This is a genomic window from Paenibacillus sp. Root52, assembly GCF_001426865.1.
Classification (GTDB): Bacteria; Bacillota; Bacilli; order Paenibacillales; family Paenibacillaceae; genus Paenibacillus.
Window position 1 is genome coordinate 219,146 of the sequence record NZ_LMFO01000030.1, and the last position, 22,594, is coordinate 241,739.

The 22,594-nt window shown below is 43.6% G+C and carries 24 protein-coding genes and 1 pseudogene; 20 read left to right on the forward strand and 5 right to left on the reverse strand.

Annotated features, from left to right (window positions below):
- Nucleotides 1-28 precede the first annotated feature (28 nt).
- From ASD24_RS24530 to ASD24_RS24580, 12 genes are all read left to right on the forward strand, one after another.
- On the forward strand, nt 29-1,606 hold the full coding sequence (locus tag ASD24_RS24530; protein WP_056701545.1) for a contractile injection system protein, VgrG/Pvc8 family: 1,578 nt from the start codon (nt 29-31) through the stop codon (nt 1,604-1,606).
- Between the two features lie 52 nt (nt 1,607-1,658).
- Nucleotides 1,659-2,816 (forward strand): pentapeptide repeat-containing protein, encoded by a 1,158-nt coding sequence (locus ASD24_RS24535; RefSeq protein WP_056701547.1) that lies wholly within the window; start codon nt 1,659-1,661, stop codon nt 2,814-2,816.
- On the forward strand, nt 2,792-3,289 hold the full coding sequence (locus ASD24_RS24540; RefSeq protein ID WP_056701548.1) for an imm11 family protein: 498 nt from the start codon (nt 2,792-2,794) through the stop codon (nt 3,287-3,289). Before ASD24_RS24535 ends, ASD24_RS24540 begins: the two co-directional genes overlap by 25 nt.
- Nucleotides 3,286-3,915 (forward strand): hypothetical protein, encoded by a 630-nt coding sequence (locus tag ASD24_RS24545; protein WP_056701551.1) that lies wholly within the window; start codon nt 3,286-3,288, stop codon nt 3,913-3,915. Before ASD24_RS24540 ends, ASD24_RS24545 begins: the two co-directional genes overlap by 4 nt.
- 39 nt (nt 3,916-3,954) lie before the next feature.
- On the forward strand, nt 3,955-4,332 hold the full coding sequence (locus tag ASD24_RS24550) for a DUF4280 domain-containing protein (RefSeq protein ID WP_200956191.1): 378 nt from the start codon (nt 3,955-3,957) through the stop codon (nt 4,330-4,332).
- Nucleotides 4,333-4,365: 33 nt separating this feature from the next.
- On the forward strand, nt 4,366-5,553 hold the full coding sequence (locus ASD24_RS24555) for a hypothetical protein (protein WP_056701553.1): 1,188 nt from the start codon (nt 4,366-4,368) through the stop codon (nt 5,551-5,553).
- Complete coding sequence (locus ASD24_RS24560; RefSeq protein ID WP_162248971.1) at nt 5,550-7,250, forward strand: hypothetical protein; 1,701 nt, start codon at nt 5,550-5,552, stop codon at nt 7,248-7,250. Before ASD24_RS24555 ends, ASD24_RS24560 begins: the two co-directional genes overlap by 4 nt.
- Entirely contained in the window at nt 7,251-7,751 is a 501-nt protein-coding gene (locus tag ASD24_RS24565; protein ID WP_056701558.1) for a hypothetical protein, read from the forward strand.
- A 295-nt stretch (nt 7,752-8,046) separates the two neighbouring features.
- On the forward strand, nt 8,047-8,202 hold the full coding sequence (locus tag ASD24_RS31145; RefSeq protein ID WP_156395537.1) for a hypothetical protein: 156 nt from the start codon (nt 8,047-8,049) through the stop codon (nt 8,200-8,202).
- The gene (locus ASD24_RS24570) at nt 8,199-8,381 is read left to right on the forward strand and encodes a hypothetical protein (RefSeq protein ID WP_162248972.1); all 183 of its coding nucleotides are present in this window, start codon (nt 8,199-8,201) and stop codon (nt 8,379-8,381) included. The genes ASD24_RS31145 and ASD24_RS24570 overlap by 4 nt, the downstream gene beginning before the upstream one ends.
- 144 nt (nt 8,382-8,525) lie before the next feature.
- Complete coding sequence (locus ASD24_RS24575) at nt 8,526-8,918, forward strand: hypothetical protein (protein WP_056701563.1); 393 nt, start codon at nt 8,526-8,528, stop codon at nt 8,916-8,918.
- 197 nt (nt 8,919-9,115) lie between these two features.
- Nucleotides 9,116-9,580, forward strand: coding sequence for a hypothetical protein (locus ASD24_RS24580; protein ID WP_056701565.1), 465 nt, complete (start codon nt 9,116-9,118; stop codon nt 9,578-9,580).
- A 76-nt stretch (nt 9,581-9,656) separates the two neighbouring features.
- On the opposite strand, the gene ASD24_RS31360 is transcribed toward ASD24_RS24580, so the two are convergent.
- Both ASD24_RS31360 and ASD24_RS30805 read right to left on the reverse strand, forming a co-directional pair.
- The gene (locus ASD24_RS31360; protein ID WP_268795356.1) at nt 9,657-9,779 is read right to left on the reverse strand and encodes a hypothetical protein; all 123 of its coding nucleotides are present in this window, start codon (nt 9,777-9,779) and stop codon (nt 9,657-9,659) included.
- A gap of 655 nt (nt 9,780-10,434) precedes the next feature.
- Nucleotides 10,435-12,192: a glycine zipper domain-containing protein gene (locus ASD24_RS30805; RefSeq protein WP_235540809.1), complete on the reverse strand. Its 1,758-nt coding sequence runs from the start codon at nt 12,190-12,192 to the stop codon at nt 10,435-10,437.
- Nucleotides 12,193-13,596: 1,404 nt separating this feature from the next.
- Here ASD24_RS30805 and ASD24_RS24600 point away from each other — a divergent pair.
- From ASD24_RS24600 to ASD24_RS24615, 5 genes are all read left to right on the forward strand, one after another.
- Nucleotides 13,597-14,358 carry an exodeoxyribonuclease III gene (locus ASD24_RS24600; RefSeq protein WP_056701572.1) on the forward strand — a complete coding sequence of 254 codons (762 nt, stop codon included), beginning with the start codon at nt 13,597-13,599 and terminating at the stop codon, nt 14,356-14,358.
- A 445-nt stretch (nt 14,359-14,803) separates the two neighbouring features.
- Nucleotides 14,804-15,106 carry a hypothetical protein gene (locus ASD24_RS24605; RefSeq protein ID WP_056701575.1) on the forward strand — a complete coding sequence of 101 codons (303 nt, stop codon included), beginning with the start codon at nt 14,804-14,806 and terminating at the stop codon, nt 15,104-15,106.
- A gap of 46 nt (nt 15,107-15,152) precedes the next feature.
- On the forward strand, nt 15,153-15,311 hold the full coding sequence (locus ASD24_RS30445; RefSeq protein ID WP_156395538.1) for a hypothetical protein: 159 nt from the start codon (nt 15,153-15,155) through the stop codon (nt 15,309-15,311).
- A gap of 188 nt (nt 15,312-15,499) precedes the next feature.
- Nucleotides 15,500-16,096, forward strand: coding sequence for a hypothetical protein (locus ASD24_RS24610; RefSeq protein WP_056701577.1), 597 nt, complete (start codon nt 15,500-15,502; stop codon nt 16,094-16,096).
- Nucleotides 16,097-16,276: 180 nt separating this feature from the next.
- Nucleotides 16,277-17,254: a diaminopimelate dehydrogenase gene (locus ASD24_RS24615; protein WP_442952607.1), complete on the forward strand. Its 978-nt coding sequence runs from the start codon at nt 16,277-16,279 to the stop codon at nt 17,252-17,254.
- 221 nt (nt 17,255-17,475) lie between these two features.
- Here ASD24_RS24615 and ASD24_RS24620 read toward each other — a convergent pair whose 3' ends face one another.
- Nucleotides 17,476-18,366, reverse strand: coding sequence for a pentapeptide repeat-containing protein (locus ASD24_RS24620; RefSeq protein ID WP_056701581.1), 891 nt, complete (start codon nt 18,364-18,366; stop codon nt 17,476-17,478).
- Between the two features lie 39 nt (nt 18,367-18,405).
- Nucleotides 18,406-19,449, reverse strand: coding sequence for a LacI family DNA-binding transcriptional regulator (locus ASD24_RS24625; protein WP_056701583.1), 1,044 nt, complete (start codon nt 19,447-19,449; stop codon nt 18,406-18,408).
- Between the two features lie 62 nt (nt 19,450-19,511).
- Between ASD24_RS24625 and ASD24_RS30050 the strand changes: the two are divergent.
- Nucleotides 19,512-19,688: pseudogene (locus tag ASD24_RS30050) on the forward strand (PTS glucose transporter subunit IIA); the annotation flags it as partial.
- 162 nt (nt 19,689-19,850) lie between these two features.
- On the opposite strand, the gene gdhA reads toward ASD24_RS30050, so the two are convergent.
- Entirely contained in the window at nt 19,851-21,227 is a 1,377-nt protein-coding gene (gene gdhA, locus ASD24_RS24630; protein ID WP_056701585.1) for an NADP-specific glutamate dehydrogenase, read from the reverse strand.
- Nucleotides 21,228-21,622: 395 nt separating this feature from the next.
- Here gdhA and ASD24_RS24635 point away from each other — a divergent pair, with 395 nt between their 5' ends.
- Nucleotides 21,623-22,096, forward strand: a complete 474-nt coding sequence (locus ASD24_RS24635; protein ID WP_056701586.1) for a GreA/GreB family elongation factor — start codon at nt 21,623-21,625, stop codon at nt 22,094-22,096.
- Nucleotides 22,086-22,592 (forward strand): cation:proton antiporter regulatory subunit, encoded by a 507-nt coding sequence (locus ASD24_RS24640; protein ID WP_056701588.1) that lies wholly within the window; start codon nt 22,086-22,088, stop codon nt 22,590-22,592. Before ASD24_RS24635 ends, ASD24_RS24640 begins: the two co-directional genes overlap by 11 nt.
- The last annotated feature ends 2 nt before the right edge of the window (nt 22,593-22,594 follow it).

A 22,594-nucleotide genomic window follows, 5' to 3' on the forward strand; every position in this document is an offset into this window, starting at 1 on the left:
AATAATGTTGGATACAAGGAGGATTGTTGTGAGTATTTCCGCTATTACGTACGGTCAGGTGAAGATAACACCGTACGAAATCACTCGTTTGCAAACACTTGAAGTTCACCGATCGTTAAATGGACATGCCAGATTAAAATTGGAAGCGGTCATACCGGAGGTGCGAAAAGACAGTTATGTACAAGCCACGACATCTCAGACAGATATCACAGTGAAGGTGGTGGACGATGAAGGGAATGAAACTACGTTTTTTTCCGGTATTGTGCTTTATGTCAAAGTGAAAGTCATTAACGGTGTACATACGCTTTTAGTAGATGCGATATCCCATACCCATCTGCTGGATCTGAAGCTACACAAACGTTCATTCCAAAATCCGAACCTCACCTATGCTAATCTGGTCAGGAAAATCATATCCCCCTATGACGGTTCGGATGTGATTGATTACGTGACGGAAGGAAAGAAGATTGGCGACTTCGTGATGCAGTATGAAGAGACAGACTGGCAATTCATTCAACGGATGGCTTCCCATTTCTATACGGGGCTGATTGCCGATTCGACGTCAGGGAAGCCCAAGTTCTACTTTGGCGTGCCCGAAGGTCAGTATAAGGGAGAATTCTTGGCTACACATTATATCGCTACCAAACGAATTGCCGATTACCGTTCAGCAATGGAAAATAAGATGCCTGGTGCAAAAGACCTTGATTATATCGTCTACGAGGCGGATAGCAGGCAGTGGTTCGCTTTGGGGTCGGAAGTTCAATTCAAAGGGCGAAGATGGAATGTCGGCGAGGTCACCTCGCGTTTTAAAGATAGCTTATTGGAGCACACCTATTCATTATTTCCCTTTGAAGGAATGCGGCAAAAGAAGCGCTACAATACGTCTATCATTGGCGCATCGATTCAGGCTAAAGTGCTTCAGGTCAAAGGGGATAAAGTGCGAGCGAAACTGGATATGGATGAGCAGCAGGATGAGAGTACGGCTTACTATTTTCCGTATTCTACTATTTACGCCTCTGAGAATAATACCGGCTGGTACTGCATGCCTGAGGTGAACGATCATATCCGAATCTATTTTCCGAGTAAAAAAGAAGAAGAAGGCATCGCCATCAGCTCTGTCAAGCGGCAGGATCCTGAACAGGCCGTTAAACCATCAGGCTCGTCTGGAACGACGACAGGAGCATCTCCAAACGGAGGATACTCGGGTGGAAGTTCGGGTGTTTCCAGTTCTACACGTAGCAGCGTTAGTTCCGCCGGCGCGGGAAGTTCTCCAGAGAGCGTACGGGTCGTTCCCCCCGCTCCTGTCCCCGAAGATCGGATGGGCAATCCCGACATCAAGACTTTCCGGACGAAGTATGGCAAAGAAATCATGCTTGCTCCGGATAAAATCGTCATTTCTGCAGGAGGCATGTACATTACCGTCAGTGATGAAAGCGGCATTGAAATTGTTAGCGATCAGAATGTGAGTATCACAGCTGGACAGGACGTTGTCATGTCTGGGCAGACGATTCGCATTGCTGGTAGTAAAATCGAACTGACCGGTAAGGGAAACACGATTACGTTAGAAGAAGAGCTGAAAATGCATGGATCTGAAATCAAACTGAACTAGTTTCTGTCCATGACAACAAGAACAGTGGCTACCACGTTGGAAAGGAACAACAATGAATAAAGAAGAGGCCTTAACCCACTTCAATCAGGTCGTGCTGGAACCTGCCATTCACTATGCTCTTTCAACCCTTAGAACTTATGTTGTGGAACACAGAGAGGAATTAATCCAAGCTTTCGTGGAGTCGATCAGGCAGCTATGTATTCAAGCCAAAATGGATCAGGAACAGCAAGGCAAGCGTTCTGTCGCATTCATTCATTGTTCCATGCTAAGAATGTCGCTAGTTAATGGTAGCTATGCCTACCTCTTGGAGGCTTACTCCGAGGACTGGTATTGGGATGACATCGGATGTTTCCACGAATACGACGCAACATGGGCCTTTGCGCCATTGAACGAACTACAGGATTCGCTGATTGTAGAAATGAAACGCTATGGAGGAAAGCTGAACGCATCGGATGCAGAACGGATGATCTTGCAAGCGGCAGCACAATTCAATGCCTTCGTTATGGCCATCGCCCGAATGGCTGTACCCCATATTTTGAACTTGCCAGAGATGCAAGCATTAGATCGATCAGATCGCTTCCAGATCAGGGTTGGGGAATATAAGGACTATAGTGAGCCGGTGCACATCAGGGAAGGCGATCACCGAAATATACAACACCTACGAAAAAAATTATCAGCAGCAGACGGTTTGGAGAATGCTTACGGGGACTATACTTCGCTTTCTTTGCCTGAGGGTTCATTTGATTATGTCGATGTTCGGTATTCCGACTTCAGTGACGCTGACTTTAGGAAATGTAGCTTCAGAAATTCCGTTCTCATCGGCACAAAGTGGCACCGAAGCAACCTGAGCGAAACGGATCTTCGCGGAAGCGTGCTCACCGATGCCAGTTTTTGGGGATGTAACCTGAAGGGAGCCAACCTTTCGGAAACCTCGGATGGAGGAAACGGGGATGGATTTGCAACAACTTCGCTGGGACTTCAAGGTATTTCCTTCGAAAGAGCCAATCTAGAGAACGCGGATTTGAGAGGCGCCAACTTGGCCCAAGCCGATTTCAAAGAGGCAAATCTTACAGGTGCACAGGTATGGATTCATGATCGCGACAAGTATGAAGACCAATGGAGCGACGAGCAACTGGCATCGGTACTTTGGGTGGCAATACCCACGCGAGAAGACAAGGAGGGACTATGGTTCAGCAATATTACGAACTGATCGAAGACCAACGAATATTGAATGTATTCAGGCCACCAGTTATAGATACGCCTTATGATGAATTGCCATTCTCTTCAGTTCGGAGGATCGAGCGAAAACCACATGACGAAATGACCGATTGGATAACAAGGCCTGCCTACTATATGAGCGATCGCATGAAGCGGCTTATGGAGAACGTCGACGAAACGATTCCGTTTAAATCGGTAACCTTTATCAATGAAGAGAACGGCGAACCATTCAGCTACTGGGTTTTTAAGCTCTCCAACGCATCCACGTTCTCCAAGAAAAGTGTTTTTCATCCGGATGGTTCATTGAAACAACTCGTATTGGATGCGCAAGCGGTGCAGGATCAGCGGATATGGATGTTGGGCGATGTAAGAGAAACGCGTGTACTGGTTCGTCTGGATTTGGCCGAAAGCATGCTCCGACGGGGGTTCACAGGCTTTGTGTTTCGGAAGGTGGAGATGGAATGAAACCCTATGGTGACGAAGTGCTACTGAAATTAGATCGTAGTATCCGTCTCGCGAAGCGTGCCCAGGAAGACGCGATATTGGAGCTGAATGCATTAACGGAAGAAGAGATCTTCGACGGTGTTAGGCATGGCAATCTCACCCTTCATGGAACATTAATCAGGTTTACTCCACAACAATTTTGGGGGGATGGATTTTTGCTTCCGTTACCAGACGTTTTGGTTCAAGTGCCTCGGGGAAAGTTACAGCAGGATCATAACCGTCAGGGACATGAAGAGGCTATGTGGACAGACGAAATACACGGGATTACCTTCGGTCTAACGAGATTGAACCATCCGCTCGAAGCCAGCCAGGTTCAAGCCATTGGTCATGCCATGACTGAGCAGATGCGAATCCGTAAAAAAGATGCACAGTGGCTTCATGAAGAAACGGTGCATGGAGATCCTCTTGTTATGTTTTACAGTGAATCGATCCAACCATCGGTGCGAGGCATCGCTTACGACATATTCTTCGTAACTTCAGTGGACGGCAGACTGGTTACGGGCAATGTTCGCTTTCCTATGGAACAGCTTCAAATATGGCGACCGATAACAAGGGCTATATTCATGTGTGCTCAGGTCACCGCATAGACGGATGGCCAACACATATTTTGCAGAGGAGGAGAAAACATGTTGCTTCCCATGCTTGTCAAAGCCCTCCTGTCTGGAGGGTTTAGTGGAGAGTTCACGTATGTGGTGCGTGGCGCAGAGATAACCTGCAGTGAGGGCTCGGAACCCGGCGTATTAAATCTACCGCTTTCTCACGGAATTTATATTAAAGAACAGCCTGTAATGAACGTTGCCGACGTTATACCACTGGCCAACGTGGGACGTTGCGGGTTTTGCAAAGTGGATGGGGCGTTATGTGTGCCAGATACGTTTTTCAACAAATGGACCCAAGGCAAAGAGGACGTGTTAGTGGAGGGGGAGTCAGCTCTTCTTAACAGGTCGGAACTGATCTGTCGCAAGGGTGGAACGATAACAATAAATGAGGATGGACAACTGTAATTAAAAGTAAAAAGGAGAAGAAAGGGGAACGTCGTGCAGAACGAAGAACAATCGACACTGACATACGAGGATATCCTGATCCATTGGCCGTATGGGCCTGTACGATTGGATCGGCTGCAGTGGATCCAGCAGGCCGGTTCACATGCCCGTTTATCCTTTAGTGGCTGGATCGATGAGGACTGGGAAGAGACCATTCTTCAACAGGCGGGGAGCCACGATCGTGTCGGATTCATTCGAAAAGATAATACGGGACGGGAAATTCCGTTGTTCAAAGGGCAGTTACATGACATTTCCATTGAAGCGTTCAGAGGAATGACTTATGTAAGAGCGGTGGTCATCTCCCATACCTACGAATTGGACACGTTTCAGCGAACGAGATCCTTTCAAAATGAGAACTTGAGATATCTGGATATTGTCCATCGTGTTATGGACGCGTATCCTGAAGGAGACTACATCGACTATGCCTTGGAGGAAAACAAGACCGGAGTCTTTCTCATGCAGTATCAGGAGACAGATTGGGCATTTTTGAAGCGGATTGCTTCCCACATGGGAGCGGATCTTATCCCTGACGTGACCGCGCACAAGCCTCGTTTTTGGATTGGTTATCCGGAAGGCATAAGGAGCTTCGAACTGAAGGAACGGCCGTATGAGAAGGCACGTAATCTGGAGAACTATTTACATACCGTAGCTCATGAGCAGCATCAAGTGAACGAAGAGCAATATACGACGTTTACCTTTAACTTGGGTCAGGAACTACAGCCAGGCGACGAAGTATCTTGTGATGGAGCGACGTACCTTATCAACCGCCGCGAAGCAGTCATGGATCGTGGAATGTTACAGTGGACGTATACCTGCGCGTTGCCTACCTTCCATCCTTTGACGAAAAAGTTGCAGACGGATATCATTGGTGCTTCCATAGATGGTAAAATCATCGATGTAAAGCGAAATCAGGTCAAAGTTCACCTTGATATGGATGAAGATCAGCAAGCGGGCGAAGCAAGATGGTTTCCATATGCCGCAGAAGGCAGTCAAGTATGGTACATGATGCCTGAGCCTGGTGCAAAGGTGAAACTGTACTTTCCTAGTGCTGAAGAAGATGAAGCGATGGTCATGCAATCGGTTCGGGAGGAGCCCAAGGAAGCAACGCATGCCGCAAAAAGCAGCAAGGTGATGCWCAAGAGGGCTCATTATACATTTCCATGGCGGCGGGTAACGGGGTGACCTTAAACAGTACGACGCATATCCAGATTCAATCGATGGGAGACGTTAACATTAGCGGTGGGAATGTCTCGCTCAACGGGGCTGAGGGTCTCTTCATTCAAACAGCAACCGATCATGTGGAATTAGTCGAAGAGGTAAACGGCAAGAGTGAGAAGGTGCTGCTTGAAGCAGAGATTCATCGTTCATTTGAGATGATTGAGTCGGCATTCGACCAAGCTTTAGCAAGCATGGGAGAAGCAGTATTGAAGCAAGAACGCTTAGCACGAAATTGGGAGCTTAGGCACCAAAGCGAACTGAATCGCAACATTGATGAAGGCAAGAGCTTGCTCCGCATGGTAGGAGATGTCGCAGACATCTTATATACAGGACTCGAAGGCCCCGATCAAGTCCGAGCCACGTATAGTAGCTTCAAAGATGGTGGATATGTCGGCCCGTTAGAGGAGAGGAATGCAACGTGGCAAGGTCTAGTCAAGACATGGGACTATGCAAGCGATGTGGTGACACTTCAAAAGTCTTGGGGTGAGCTCGGGAATGACGCCTTAGGGGTTGCGAGTGAATTCATCACTCCTCTCATGAACCAGGCCAAAAAAGATCCGATCACCATGCTGACGTTCACTGAAGAAGAGAGTAAACAAGCGGGTGTCTCGGATGCGGAAGCTAATTTAGCTCAGCTCGACATTGCGGGAATGGCGCTAGGAGGCAGTTCGCTAGTCAAGAAAAGCGCCATGAAAATCAATAAATTGGGACGTAAGTCGGATCATGGAGATGGTTCGGGGCCAAAAGGTTTCCTTCATGGAGATGGAGATGGCCCAGACAGCACCAGTGCAGTATTAAAAGATGGGAAATTCAAGACCAATGCGGCATTGCTTCCTCCATCTCTGAATGAGTTGGGCGAACTCATCGCTAAAGCGGTGGGGAAAATGACGGAAGGTGCTGCGGCCAGTATTCCGTGGCGCATTAGGTACGTACAATTACCTGACGGTGGGAACGTACCAGTCATTATGAAGATGGACAGACAGGGTTCATCAGGTAACCGTAAGGAAGACCTCAAGGGTGGAACTGAGGGGACGGGTAATGTTGTACAGACACCAAGGACTGGACCAGAATGGGAGGAGTATTTCCGTTCAAAATATGGTAATGGAAATGTAGACTGGAAAACTAGTTCTGAGTACAAGCTATATGGTGAAAAGTATATTCCTTATACACCTAAAATCAGACCCAATGCTGTGATCACCAAACCTTCGTTACCTTCGGGAGGGAAACCAGAAGGGAATTATGCTGAGATTCCACCAAAAGGTGATAGAGGATTAGAAAGACAAAATGAATCTGCTAATGTACTTGCCGAACAAGGATATCGGACTGTAATGCTTGATGAAGTTCCAAATGGAAGTGGTTTCGATGGAAATGGCTACGGTATTAATCCTGATAAAAGTCCAGACTTCATAATAGAGGGCCAAGTGTTTGATTGTTATGCTCCTGAATCAACTAATCTAAGTACTATTAGTAAAATGCTCAGAGATAAAACCACAAATCAAGCAAGGAGAATAGTGTTGAATTTAAATGATTATCCTTTTGAAAAAAGAACTGAACTTATAGAGTTTATATTAGGTCAGACTCACAAGGATTTAAAACATTTAAATGAACTATTAGTCATTGAAGGCCGTCAAGTAACTAGAGCATACTGGAGGTATAAGTAAGTGGATTATTCGTTAAGTATTGGTTCTGATTTTCCTAAAGAAGAATTGAGCAAATTGCTGTATAGTATGTTATGCGAAGTATTATTTGTAGAATTAATTAATTATGAGGCAGAAGTATGGGACAGATCTTATACTCACAGCGTAAGTGTCGGTTGCACATATTTTTCAATGAGCATTAATTTAGATGATGATGAGGACTATACAGAACGTTATCGGAAGGCAAATCTTGAAGCGTATGGTGTAGATACGAATGTTTTTATTAGTATTCAATTTAAAACGTATACGATTGAAATCGGATGGCTAAAACTACTTGAAGTCGTTGGAAGACTATTGAATTTAAACAATCTGGATTTGGTTGTTGAGGATCAAACTGCGTGCCCTCTATTTAAAAGAATTAAAGGGCGTTTGATTATTAATAGCAATTTAGATTATAGAGCATGGTATCTGACAAAAGAAAATCTAGCACTATTGAATTATCCATATGAAGAGGGGATGGTGTAAGGATCAGGAGTATATAAGATAATACCTTCCTATTATTTTAGCGGTTGATTTCAATTAAACATAACTCATGTAATAACAAATAAAGATTTCTCCATTTCAGTTGTACGCACATCAACTGCTTAAGTTTATAAATTAAATAATGCTATTCCGTTACATTTAATAGGTCGATTATGGTCAGATACCACCATTTAAGTTTATAAATTAAATAATGCTATTCCGTTACATTTAATAGGTCGATTATGGTCAGATACCACCATGATTGACTTGTTTTTTTGTGCCCGAGCCTGGTGCAAAGGTGAAACTGTATTTTCCTAGTGCTGAAGAAGATGAAGCGATGGTCATGCAATCGGTTCGGGAGGAGCCCAAGGAAGCAACGCATGCCGCAAAAAGCAGCAAGGTGATGCACAAGAGGGCTCATTATACATTTCCATGGCGGCGGGTAACGGGGTGACCTTAAACAGTACGACGCATATCCAGATTCAATCGATGGGAGACGAAAATGTCTCGCTCACCGGGGCTGAGGGTCTCTTCATTCAAACAGCAACCGATCAGGTGGAATTAGTCGAAGAGGTAAACGGCAAGAGTGAGAGGTGCTGCTTGAAGCAGAGATTCATCGTTCAATTGAGATGATTGAGTCGGCATTCGACCGAGCTTTAGCAAGCATGGGAAAAGCAGTATTGAAGCAAGAACGCTTAGCGCGAAATTGGGAGCTTAGGCACCAAAGCGAACTGGGTCAGATAAATTATAAAAAGGTTGAGGAAGTCAATAGAACGTATGGCGCTGGCTAACCAAATGATGATTTTGGCGGCTAAAATAAGTCCGGCAATGGATCTGGAGGAAATGGATGTGATCCAGACGGAAATTGCCTTGCTTCGAGAACAGCATGATGCATTGCCTACGGTGGAGGACATAGCAAATGAAAGAATAACAAGTGAAAAGCTGATAGATTTGGTTCATGCAATTGATGAAATGATGATTCAGACGGGGAAACTTATGGAAACTTTGGACGAAGATCATCCTGACCGGGTAAGTTTAAATGGTGAAATATTAGGTTTGAGAAGGGCGCAAACGGCTGTGAGGAAGTTTCATACAGGAAATAATAAAGGGGAAGAAGTGATGGATGAAAAATTAACTTTTGATGAGATATTATTTCATCCAGGAGCGTGAACAGATACAACAGTAGCAGATTCAACAACGTTTATGTGATCAGGCTAGGACTCAGAGTAGAAATGCAACACAAAACCAGGATCAAGAACGCTAAGTTTGAAATGTATTTAGTCTTGTTACTCTCGTCCTATCGTTACTCTTGTCTAAATTATTTTAAAATAATTCACTTAGAATACAATCTAAAGGAGTTATTACACATGAAGAAAAGCAACATCATTTTTATATTAGCGATTATACTAATATTAGGTGGAAGTTTGTTTGCAAAGAATTTGTATGATAAGAAATCTAATGAGGATACTCTTGATAATTTAGTTTTGGATAAGATCGCTGGTAATACAATCACTTCAATCGATATAGCTCATTATCTGGAAAATGATATATCAACAGAAAAAACAGTGACGGATCCAAATGAAATCAAAGCAATTATAGAAGAATTCGAAAACAAGAGAGTGGAAAAGTCATCGAGTCTAAAAGAAGTGGATAAAGAGGAGTCCTATAGTCTCCATTTAAAAACGGAACAAGGTACTATTTTCATTATCATACTCTATGCTAACAATTATACTCTCTTATTTAATGAAATTTCTAACATAAATAAAGATGGCACGTACAAGATGATTGATTCAATAAACAAAGATAAGATTGTAGAAATGTTCAATCCATAAATGATGTACGTTCTCCAAACATTTGTTGTAATTCAAAAAGCTCTCCAGAGGAGAGCTTTTTGAATTATTTTAAGTATTAAGCGTCCAACCATCCGCTTCGTTTGTCATAGGCTGCAAGCATGACAGGTTTACCACTTTGTAATCGAATGATATCTCCGCGATTATTGAACTCAATAAATGGGACACGATATCGAATCATAGTGAAATTTGGATTTCGGTCAAAGTATTGAAGCATTCTATCTAGTAAGTTCCTCGATCCCCTTTTTAATCAGACCTTCAGCTGCTACTTTTTTCATGATCTGAAATCTTTCTTGTTTGCTTCATTCTTCCAGATGACCAAGCACTCTTTGAAGCAACTCATTCTCCTGTTTCAGGTTTGTACATAGCCCTCTTAATCCAAGTATTTTTACGTTGACCTCGCTGATCCATCAGTCCAAACTCACCTTGTTCTCGATATTTTCGCATCCAGCATTTCATTTGTCCTGGGTCATGAATCCCCAAATATTCATTAATCTTTCGATAAGTCCACCCCTCAACCGTATGCAGACGAATAGCCTAATTTTTTATCTTCTCCGAATACGGTTTAAACCGTTGTCCCTTAATCGCCATAAAAAATACACCCCCTAGAATTTCATCGGCTAAATCCAGAAATTTTTCCAATTTCTATTCTATGGGGTGCCTTCAAAGTGGGTAGCTTTGCAATGCGGCTAATTTCAATCGTTTGATTGAAATTAGCCGTGGTCGCCCGCCCACCTTTTTAGACAAGTGAAGATGTTACAGCATCGTGGCTTTATCCAATTTGTTCAATGCGGTAATTAATTGTGGAATCTCATATGAAGAATATCTGATAATACTTAGTTAGCGCCGAGCTTGTTTGCTTCACTCTTCACTATGTCTGCCAACTGTTTTACATGTTCCATAGTGGGGTTCAATTTTAATTGAACATCTTGCTTTGCTTTTACGATACTTTTTGCTAAATCTCTTAAACATCCCACTCGTTTGCCAATGATTCGCTCCTGGCTGTTGAACACCGTCGTTCGAAGTGTTTCTTCACGTTGCATTCTCTTGTCCTCTATCGATTGTATGTGATGTGTAGTTTGAGCATGTTGAACGCCATAACCTGCCAGGATTGTGTACAGTTCATTTCGCTTAACCGTTGTCTTACTTTGTAATTTAGACTGATAACGTTGTAAAGACTGCTTAGCAGTATGTAATCTCTTGATTGCTAACTCCATTGCAAGCTGACGTCGAGAAGGTAGAAATTGACGACGGAACCAAGGAATCTTCATTATGCGAATCTTCACATTTTCCTGTAAAAAATTGATTTCATTAACGGCGGCTTGTATAATTTCAACGACTTGTCCGATAGGTATTTCTAATTCCATCCGGTTCTCCTGCCTAACACGTTCGAAGTCTTCACGTAAACGGGCTTGTTCCCTTAGTACGGTTAGCTTTATCTCTTTTTGTTTTGCTGTAGTCACTCTTTCAATATCTTTGGCCAGATTTTCAGTTTCTTCGTTTACCAGCGTATTTAGTTTTTCTGCTTCAGTTTCGTAGCGCTCGATGGCACTTTTGTAAGGAGCTCGCTTTACCTTATTTGAAACGAATCTTCCAAAGACTGCTCCACTAATTCCTCCCACAACGGCTCCTACAGCCGTACCAACAGGGCCTATTGCTGACCCGATCACTGCTCCGGCTTTGGCTCCCGCAGCTCCTCCGACTCCCGTTCCAGCCGTATCCAGACTGATATTCTTAAGCGAGTGTGTGATTTCCGTCTTCCCTTCAGCTAAAAGTGAAGCTTCTCGCCAACCGGAAAGCAGTATGGTCAGAACAGGTAAGTGACTTCCTATAATGTCTGGGCTTCCTAAGAGTAGATCTGTAGCACGCTCAGTCTGAGATATAACATCTGCGTTATTCAAGGCACTATCTACGATAACCAGGTGTTCTTGTCCGGAGCTGAGAGCAGTCATCATTTGATCGATACCATCTGTGGTGTTTAGATAAATAGTGTTTTCAGGTAGGTTTGCCATATCACCAGGAACTAAAACTGGAATATCAGGGTATTTTGCAAAGTGTTCACCCAAACTCGAATATTCAGAGACCAATTTGACGTTTACTTCATGACCGCCAACCAAAAGATCCCAACCGATCTGATTAGATGCATCAGGCCATTCAACAGAAACACCTGCTGTCTCAAGGTGATCTGCAGCATAGACCTCTCCTATATGTCCAGCAATTTTACTAATGCCTTGCTCACTCATGCCTGTCCAGAAAGAGTGCTGGTACTCTCCGATTTTCTGAGAAAGATCAGAGAAATTATCGAATTGTTGATTTGTCATCTTCTCCATGCCGGTATACACATACTCGTCCACTTGAAAGAAATCTTGTACTAAATCAAATCCGTACAATGACGCCGCTTCAAAACCAGCGAAATAAGCAAATTTATTCTCATAAAAGTTAATTATTTTGTTGTTCAGTTTTGTTGGATGCTTGCGAGGATTAGAAGCTGAACTTGTCGATTTTTTCCTCGAATGAACTATTATTGCACGATGATCGTAGGGAATAGGCAAGTAGTTGCGACTTAGAAGCTGAATATCATTGCCTGATGTCATTCGTTGATATAGTCTTGATGGTATTATGTAATTTCTCATAGTATCGCTCCTTGTTTTTCTGCCACTCATGGTTATTTAAATTGAAACTATGTGTTTTCTACTTGAAGTTATTTGGTTTGCTAATTTGTAAGTTTCGTCAAACCCAATCCTTTTGTATCTATTTTACTACAACTGGGTATATGTTCCTATATTTCTCTATCATCGCTACAATTCCGACTTTATGTTTTTGTTTCTTTACATTTAGCAGTACATTTATCTGCAGGTCTTCAAGTAATAAGAGGTTATTGGAGGTTTAATTAATGGATTTTAGGTTATCTGTTGCTTTTGATTTGTCTAAAGAGGCGTTGCGAAAGATACTTTACGATATGATATATATATACGGTTCTAATGAATTAGGACAATTTAGTACAGATGTATTTTTTCAAATTAACAATTTTTTCGTTAAAAACATAAGATTAATGATGCAGTATCAGACACTGATAGTAAGTCAAGACCTGTTTATAATACTTCGAAAGAAAGACAAGTTACTTTGCTTAACATTTTAAATAAAAATCTCCGTGAAATTAGTGATTTGTGCAAAAAAAGTAATATGGAAATGCCTACAGAGATGAAATTGACTTATGATGTATCTAAGAACAAATTAGATGCTCAGTACACTTACGAGATAAAATATACAAATGATCCTGAAAAATTATCTAGTCACATATTTGATGATTGGTTCGAAGAAGTGGGCAGAAAGTTATAGTTTACAACCCAAACGACAAAATCGTGCAATACAACCAACAACGCCACAATGCGAGCTAGCCGTCCGTGTTGTGGCCTTTTTTTATCCACTATATGTATGACGGGTAGATGAGATAGATCACCCTCAGTGCCTAATGAAACCATCATTCAACCAATAACACATATAACCCATGTAATACCCGTATAAAGATTTCTTCATTGCGGTTGTACGCACATCAAATGTTTTAATTTTATAAACGTTAATAACGCTATCCCGTTACATCAAACAGATTAATTATGGTCAGATACCCCATAATTAATCTGATTTTTTATCTTCGTTTTTTTAATTAACTCGCAACTGTAGAATATTCCGCCCCGATAGAAAAGCTGTCTAAATCACCGAACCTCCTTTAATGGATAGATCGACTTGTCTAACTCGATGGGTCACTTTCCACTTGAACCCGCATGATAACATGAAGTTTTTTTAAGTGTCTACTTAAAAAGAAAATACCATTTTAAGGTACAATGTTTTTGTTCCCACAAATGAATAGATATTTAAAATATTTCTTATTCGCTCCGGTAATACGTAAATCGCAATCAAACAGAAATCGAATATGCCTGATCACCTTGTCCTTGCGAATTCACCCATGATATATTGGAGAGATGTGAGGAGATGAGGATATGAAATTAGTGTCCTGGAATGTAAATGGATTACGAGCATGTGTGACTAAGGGATTTATGGATTATTATCAGGAGAGCCAGGCTGATATTTTCTGTGTACAAGAGACGAAGCTACAGGCAGGCCAGATCGAGATGGATCTGGGTGATGATGTATATCAATACTGGAATTATGCGATCAAAAAAGGCTATTCCGGCACAGCGGTATTTACCCGGATAAAGCCACTGTCCGTCTGGTATGGGATGGAGGAAGACAGTGAGCCGGAAGGTCGAATGATTACACTGGAGTTTGATGAATTTTATCTGGTGAATGTGTATACACCTAATGCAAAGCGTGACCTGACCCGATTACCTTACCGTCTCGAATGGGAGGATCGTTTCCTGAAATACCTTCAGCAGTTGGAAGCGACCAAACCGGTTATCGTATGCGGTGACCTGAATGTGGCCCATCAAGAGATTGACCTGAAGAATCCAAAGCCCAATATGGGCAATTCAGGGTTCACATTAGAAGAGCGAGGTAAAATGACGGACTTGCTCGCGGCAGGATACGTGGATAGCTTCCGTCATCTGTATCCGGATCGCACAGATGTGTATAGCTGGTGGTCGTATATGCCAAAGGTTAGAGAACGGAACGTTGGCTGGCGTATCGACTATTTTCTGGTATCCAATCAACTGGTCTCAAAAGTCGAGGATGCACACATTGACTGCCATGTGATGGGCAGCGATCATTGTCCTGTCGGGCTAACATTAAATTGTATAGGTTGAACTAGACATTTACACAAGGACGGAGAGGACAGAAATAACGTGAAGAAGCGAAGCGTTCGCCTGAAAGCTTTCTGCAAGAAAGCTGCATCGGAAGCATAAACCATCCCGGATTTTCCCTTAGAAAAAGGGAATCAGAAAATCTGGGGATAACAGCGATCGGAATGTTGTTCTGTCATTGGTGTGGTCAGTGTAAATATTTTAGTTCAATCGCAATAATTCGAATGCAATATGCCGCAAGTTTCCGAGGAGTGACAGGAGACTTGCGGTTTTTTAGTTATTTTCAACGATCCCGGGGAGGATTACATACTAGACTAAAGTTGGGGATTAGACTAGGCTCTGGATCGTTTCTTGCCATGAGAACATGGGTTAGGATTAATACATACATAAGGAGTCTTGGCGTAGCATGGATTCGGAACGGATATCAAGTTGCATTAGGAGGACGAGAATGGATAGATGGCTTGGGAGAGGTATTCGGATTGTTGGCGGTGTGATGGTTGTAACAGGTGTTCTGTTATTTGTTGGGGCGGGCTACATGGTAGTACAGGATGTGCAAACGAGGCAGGCTTATCTGCCAACGGAAAGAATAGATGAGTTTAATAGGAGTCATGTACAGGTGAATACATCCAGTACGTTACATTCAGGTGGAATAAGGCTGGCTTCAGATCCCGAAGATTCAACCTTGATTGAAGAGTTTACACAAGTTTATGAGCATTTGAAATCTTCACTGAACCTGGAGTTATATGAATAAGCGAATTGTGGCTTGATTGAATCATAGCCGAGAAGGAGGAAGAGGGATGAAGGTAAAGGTGATGGGCGGATTCCTAGCTTGGTTTCTGGTCAGCTTCTTACTATCCATCGCAGCACTATCTGTCATGATGCTGTATGCCTCAACGTACGTTGAAGCGGCTTCATATATAGATGCATCACATCTGATTACGATGAGTTCATCGTAATGACTGTAGGATAGGATTTCTTAGGTTTCTTAGATCTTTAATTAGGGTAAGGGGGGTGAAGAGATAACCAAATAATGAATGTAGATGTGGATTAAGTCAACTCAAGGATAAGTCCACATGATAACGATTGAGCTGAATATGTATAAGATATTCCTTAGTCCATACACAACACATAAGGAGTGAACATAATGAAATTACCTCAGAAGCATCTCATGATGTGTGCTGCTGTAGCAATGGTTATTGCGCTAAGTGCATGTAGTGGTAGAACAGGGCAGCCAGCACAGGATACAGGACAGGTTAATTCCGAATCATCGGAGTCGACGGGTGAAGTGAACAATGATGCTAATAACGAAGCAACCGCAGCAGAAGTGAGTTCCCCAGATGGTACAGCGGAGATTGTGGATACCGATGAGGAGACCAATTCTGAGGCTGGTGGTGATAACGCAGCAGCAGAGGGGACTCAAGAATTACCAGACGTCTTGCCAACAGATTTCCCTATGCCAGATGACGCTCATATTCAGCTAGCTAACTCCGGTGACAATGATGGTAAGAAGTCAGCTATGGTAATCTACACCACGGAGCAGGATATGAAGACAGTCTCCAAGATGTATAAGGACTATTTCGAAGCCAAAAAATTAACCGATGCAGGTCAGACGTTGGATGACAAAAATATCATTATTCAAGGGACTGATCCTGAAACGAAGCAGCAATGGTCACTGATTGGCGGAGCCCTGGCTAGCAAGGAAGGTACGATTGAGCTGACACTTACGTGGGCTGAATCTTGATAGCTGGAACAACTCAATATAGAACATATGATACGTCTTGCCTTACATTGTCGGTGGCTCTGTTGCCACATAAATGTAAGGTTTTTTTCATTTAGAACTGGAAACACAACAGGTTACATGGTATGTTATATCTTTATAGAAAGATAGACAACTACTGACGAAGACAGGAGAGGATTGAACATGGTTAAAGTGGGTATTGTGGGTTACGGTAACTTGGGTAGAGGCGTTGAGAAAGCAATTAAGCAAAATGATGATATGGAATTGGTTGCTATATTTACACGTCGTGATCCAGAGCAGATGGTAGGCGAAGATACATCCGCTCGTTTCGAACATATCTCTGCCGCTGAGCAATACATAGGCAAAATTGATGTGATGTTGCTGTGTGGAGGTTCGGCTACAGATCTTCCGGAGCAGACACCTGTCATTGCACGTCTATTCAACACGGTAGACAGCTTCGACACACATGCCAAAATCCCTGAATTCTATGCAGAGGTTAATGCCGCTGCCGAGCAAGGTGGACATGTAAGTGTCATCTCTACGGGCTGGGATCCAGGATTGTTCTCCATGAATCGTCTGTTGGCGCAATCCATTCTGCCTGAAGGTAAAGAATATACATTCTGGGGAACTGGCGTTAGCCAAGGTCACTCTGATGCGATTCGTCGTGTGCCAGGTGTCAAAGCCGGAGTTCAATACACTGTACCTGTAGAAGAAGTGATTAACCGTATTCGTGCAGGTGAAACGCCAGAGTTGTCTACTCGTGAGAAACATTTGAGACAATGTTACGTTGTGGCTGAAGCAGGAGCGAACGAGGATGAGATCCGTGAAACGATTGTATCCATGCCGAACTATTTTGCTGACTATGATACAACGGTAACCTTTATTACGGAAGAGCAATTGAAAGCTGAACACGAAGGTATGCCGCATGGTGGATTCGTGATTCGCAGTGGAGTTACGGGAACAGCTTCCAAGCAAATTATTGAATTTGGCTTGAAATTGGATAGTAACCCTGAGTTCACAGCAAGTGTACTGGTTGCGTATGCAAGAGTTGCACATCGTCTGAGCGCTGAAGGTCACAAAGGTGCCAAAACAGTATTTGATATTCCACTGGGTCACCTGTCTCCTAAATCCGCTGAAGAGCTTCGTCGTGATCTGCTCTAATCAACGAGTTTAGAATTTATAAAAAAAGAGCTTTACCGTCATACTCACGTTCGAACAGAGTAGGGACGGATGAAGTTCATCAGAAAGAGCCCGTCCTTCGGTTGATTGAAGGACGGGCTCTTAGTTGTTTCATTAGGATCACCAGATAATGCCGCTGGGTATATTCATACTGCTGTTGTCGGGGAAGTACGATCTCTCAGTATGATGCTGTACACTTGATCTTATGTAGTCCAGTGATCAGGCATTTTCACATGAGTAGGCAGCTTCGTCGTGCTATTTCCCTTGGCTGAGTTAAGCTGTGACTGTGTTAGGAAAAGACTGCCTCTCAGATCTGCCCCGCCAAGGTCTGCATCCCGTAAGTCAGCACCTATGAAGTCGGCTGCTCTTAAGTCTGCATTTCGTAGATCTGCCGCGATCATAAGCGCACCCCTGAAGCTAGTACCGCGAAGATCTGCTCCTTTGAGGTTGGCACCTAGATAGTCCATCCCACCGGCACGTTTATTCATTTTGGACTTTGATTTGGATTTTCCATGACCCGATGCTGTATCAGTCTGTTTCATGCTGGAGATGGCTTGGGTACGGATCATCTCGCTTCCTTGCAGCAAGAGCTCACTTATACTTGCTCGGTGAGTCGGGATATCCAGCCGTAAAATGGCTGCCGGCTCCAGTAGTGTGAGTTGTTCTGTTTCTTGATATTTTTCACGCAGACGTGAATGAATCGATATTGTTTCTGGATATGCCAGCATCTCATTCACATAGCTCATCATTTCCTGTAGCTGTCTCATCACAGGTAGGCAGTCGAACATTTCCGAAGCAAGCTCGGGGTGATCCCGCCAGTCCTTACCTGCATATGTAAGCTGTGAGAGCTTCTGTCCCGCTCCAAAACAATCGTATACCGTACAACCTTTAAATCCTTTCTGTCTAAGTTGTGTATGGATGCCGCATCGATTATCGTTGCGGAGGTTCGGGCATGGCGTGCCACTGGATTTATCAAAAGCAAAATCGGAAGATTTGCCATAGGGCAGTGCCACGCAACATAAGCCAAAACATTGCTCGCAGTCTGCGCTCAGATGCAGGGGTGCCTCCGTGCTGACGAAGGGGTGGTTAGACATTATTGTACACTTCCTTTAAGAGGTTGTTCAAAAAAAACGTTACTTTTGATTTTTGACCACAACAGATATGCATGATCTTCGTTCCACAATCTCGGTATTCACAACCAATTGGACTGCATTTGGATCCGTATGATCGATCTTTTCCATCAATAGCTTCACAGCGTTCTTGGCTAACAGATCCTTTTTGACATGCACGGTGGTTAATTCGGGACTGATAACTTTGGCTTCAAAAATATTATCAAATCCCATCACTGACACATCTTCAGGGACACGAACGCCTATGTTCTGTAGTGACTTGATCGCACTAATGGCAATGTAATCATTCTCGCAAAATATGGCTGTAGGCAGCTCTGCCAGCTGTTGAATGGACTGCTGGAATCCTTCCTGTGGCATCACACGCATGGGATGCATATCGAAGAATAATCCATCCTCTACCGTTAACTGATGCTCACGAAGAGCGGCGTTAAAGCCTTCTTCCCTTTGCACAAAATTGACGATGCGCGTATGCGACCGAACATAACCTATTCTACGGTGTCCAATCTTAATTAAATGTTGACCTGCTTGGTAACCACCCAGCTTGTTATTAATGGAGATAAAGCTTGCATCCATATATTCAAAGCACGTATCCAAAATGACCACATTAGCATGGTGGGATCGTATAGGCTCGATCATATCTGGCGTGAGATTGGTACCGAGTAGCAGAATGCCAGCGGATGGCTGATCCTTTTCCAAGGCCAGTAGTTCATGATGTAGATTCTGTATATCAATGGAAGAGATCACCAAGGTATTCCCATGCTGCTTCACTTGATCGGTAATATGATGAATTAACTCATTGAAAAAAGGTAATGAATCATAATGTTCGGTAACGATATCTGCATTTTTACAGGCGACAAAACGGATAATGGCATGAGGTTTCTGAATTTCCTTATCGGACTTCAGTGTTCTCGGTCTATACCCGTGTGCCTGAGCAATATCTAATATATGTTCTCGGGTCTGTTCACTAACCCCAGGTTTATTGTTAAACGCAAGTGAGACCGCAGCCTTCGATACCCCCGCAAGCCGCGCAATATCATCAATTTTCAATATACAACCTCCTAAATGGCCTGCATGTCCTAAGTATACCATGATTTAGGTATGTCTCCGATGGGGATGTCGTTCGTAAGGGGGATAAGCTCGTGGAGTTTGACCTTGCGGCTATTCAGGCGGCTGGTTATGATACGACAACATCGGTCATTGTATCCAATACCTCATCGTATTCGGATATTCAGATTAATTCTTCTTCTCAGGTGGAGCAGGGTGCAGTTCTAATTAGTGTTAAATAAAAGAGTTTTTGCATACAAATATGTTAGAATTGCTTGGAAAAAAGTAAGGGCAGCGTCCGGTTTTACGGATCACTGCCCTTTGTCATGCACGTCATAATCTAGTGCATAGTTATACCGTTACCATACGAACCTGCTCAGACTGTTTATGCAGGTTTCGGAGAATTATACAATACCTTGAGCCAGCATCGCATCAGCCACTTTACGGAAGCCGGCAATGTTTGCCCCTGCAACGAGGTTGCCCGAGCAACCGTATTCTTCTGCAGCTTCTACGCAGCTTGTGTAGATGTTTTTCATAATTTGCTGCAACTTCGCGTCTACTTCTTCAAATGTCCAGGACAACCGCATGCTGTTCTGTGACATTTCAAGTGCAGACACAGCCACGCCGCCAGCGTTAGCTGCTTTTGCTGGTCCAAACAGGACGCCTTTTTCGAGGAAGAGGTCAATAGCTGCCAGCGTTGAAGGCATGTTGGCTCCTTCGCCAATCGCTTTTACTCCACCTTCGATAAGCGTAGCTGCCGCATGCTCATCAATCTCATTCTGAGTAGCACAAGGCAACGCAATATCACAAGGAATAGACCAGATTCCTTCACAACCATTAGTGTAAACCGCATGAGGATGTTCCTTCACATATTCACTAATCCGTAGACGATTCTCTTCTTTCAGGCGTTTCACGGTTTGTAGGTTAATTCCTTCTGGATCATGAATGTATCCGCCAGAGTCGCTACACGCGACAACTTTGGCTCCAAGCTCCTGAGCTTTCTGGATCGCGTAGATGGATACGTTGCCTGAGCCGGAAACGACAACCGTGCTGTCTTGGAAGCTTAATCCTTTGGCTTGAAGCATCTCGTTCACGAAGTACACACAACCGAAGCCAGTCGCTTCTGTACGAGCAAGGCTACCGCCATAGAGCAGACCTTTACCTGTCAGGACACCTGCTTGGTGACCTCCGCTAATGCGTTTGTACTGTCCGAACATATAACCGATCTCACGGGCACCTACACCGATGTCGCCTGCAGGAACGTCCGTATCTGCACCAATATATTTATAGAGCTCTGTCATGAAGCTTTGCGTAAACCGCATCACTTCCTGATCTGATTTACCTTTTGGATCGAAGTCCGAGCCGCCTTTACCTCCTCCGATTGGAAGACCTGTTAAAGCGTTTTTGAAAATTTGCTCAAAACCAAGGAATTTAACAATGCCTGAGTATACGGATGGATGGAAGCGAATTCCACCTTTGTAAGGGCCGATAGCACTGTTGAACTGTACGCGGAATCCGCGGTTAACTTGAACCTTGCCTTGATCATCCACCCAAGGTACACGGAAGGTAATTACACGTTCAGGTTCAACCAATTGTTCCAGCAGACCGTTCTCCATATATTTAGGATGAGCCTCGATGACAGGAATGAGTGAGTCCAGAATCTCTTTTACCGCTTGGTGGAATTCGTTCTCCTGCGGGTTTCTAGCGACTACGGATTCATAGACGGAATGAACATATTGTGAAGCGATAGACTGAGTAGATTCTTTAGTTAGTGTGGACACTTTTCTGATGCACTCCTTTGTCGTGTTAAAGTCTGTAATTACCCATTTGCATAAATTGCACAAAAGTTTGTAGTTAAATATACAGGAAATGCTATAAAAATACGAGATAGAAATCCATAAAATGTTTTTTATGACGTTATTAAAATGTTCTATAGATCTACCATATGATGTTAAGGATAGGGCGAGTCCTAAAATTCCGAAGAGCGAGTTTTGAGACACGTCCTAAGTTTAAGTTACCTATTTAGCTGGATTTAATAATTAGTTTTGGTAAGATGGATGTAGAGGTCTCGGCAATCGGGATCTTCATTTTATATTCAAGGAGGCATACAAGATGTTGCAAAGACTCAGACACATGAACCAAGAGAACAAGGCTTGTATAGGAGGTGAGATCTATTATGAACCATAGATCCCATTGCCATAATTGCAGAGAGATGCTGGTGAGCCAGCTCATTACTTTGGGTGAAGAGAAAAAAACATTTCTCAACGCCTATTTTGACGTGCGTGAACCTGAATGGTTTCAGATGGAACGGATGCTTACTACGTACACAGAACATGTAGAGCAGCTGTTGCTGGGATCAGATGAACTGTTGAATTCCACTGTGCTAATTGGGAGCCGTATCACCTTCGAATATGTGGACTTCCATACATCGGATTCGTTCTGGATCGTAATGCCGGAAGAGGCAGATGCAGATGAGAGTCGCATCTCGTTCCTTTCCCCGGTTGGAAGACAATTGTTGCTTGCTCGCCAAGGGGAAACCCGGAGTGTGAATATCCCTGCAGGTTCTATGCGGGTGCGCATTACAGATATTCAATTGCAGCGCGAGCCGGTCACTGGGAAGGTTGAAGGGGGTGCAGATTATGCACTTTAAAGAGACGGATCTGCCGGGCATTGGTCGAAAGTATTGGCTGCATACACGCAGCGGTGAGCATCTGGTGATTGTCATTCATAATGACGAGCGACGAGATCTTTTTCATATGGAGTCTGGGGAAGTACCGGATGAACCTGGAGATATGAGGTCTTTGGTGACGCTGGATGACGATGAAGCAAGAGCAGTCGCCGCTATTGTAGGTGGGATGACGTATAAACCGCAATTCCAGGAGCAACGCGAGGTTATGCTAGATGGGTTGCTGATTGAATGGTTGCGGATTGAGCCACACGCAGCAAGTGTTGGGCAGACCATTGGGGATCTGAACATTCGCCAAGCTACAGGCGCAGTCATTCTGGCTGTGGTGGAGAAGGATAGGGCGAAGCAGCTTAATCCAGGGCCTGAGTATACGTTTACCGCAGGGGCAACCCTTGTTGTTGCAGGAGAGCGCGAGCAGCTTAGAGAGCTCAAACGTTTGCTTGTTGATGGAAGGCTATAGCC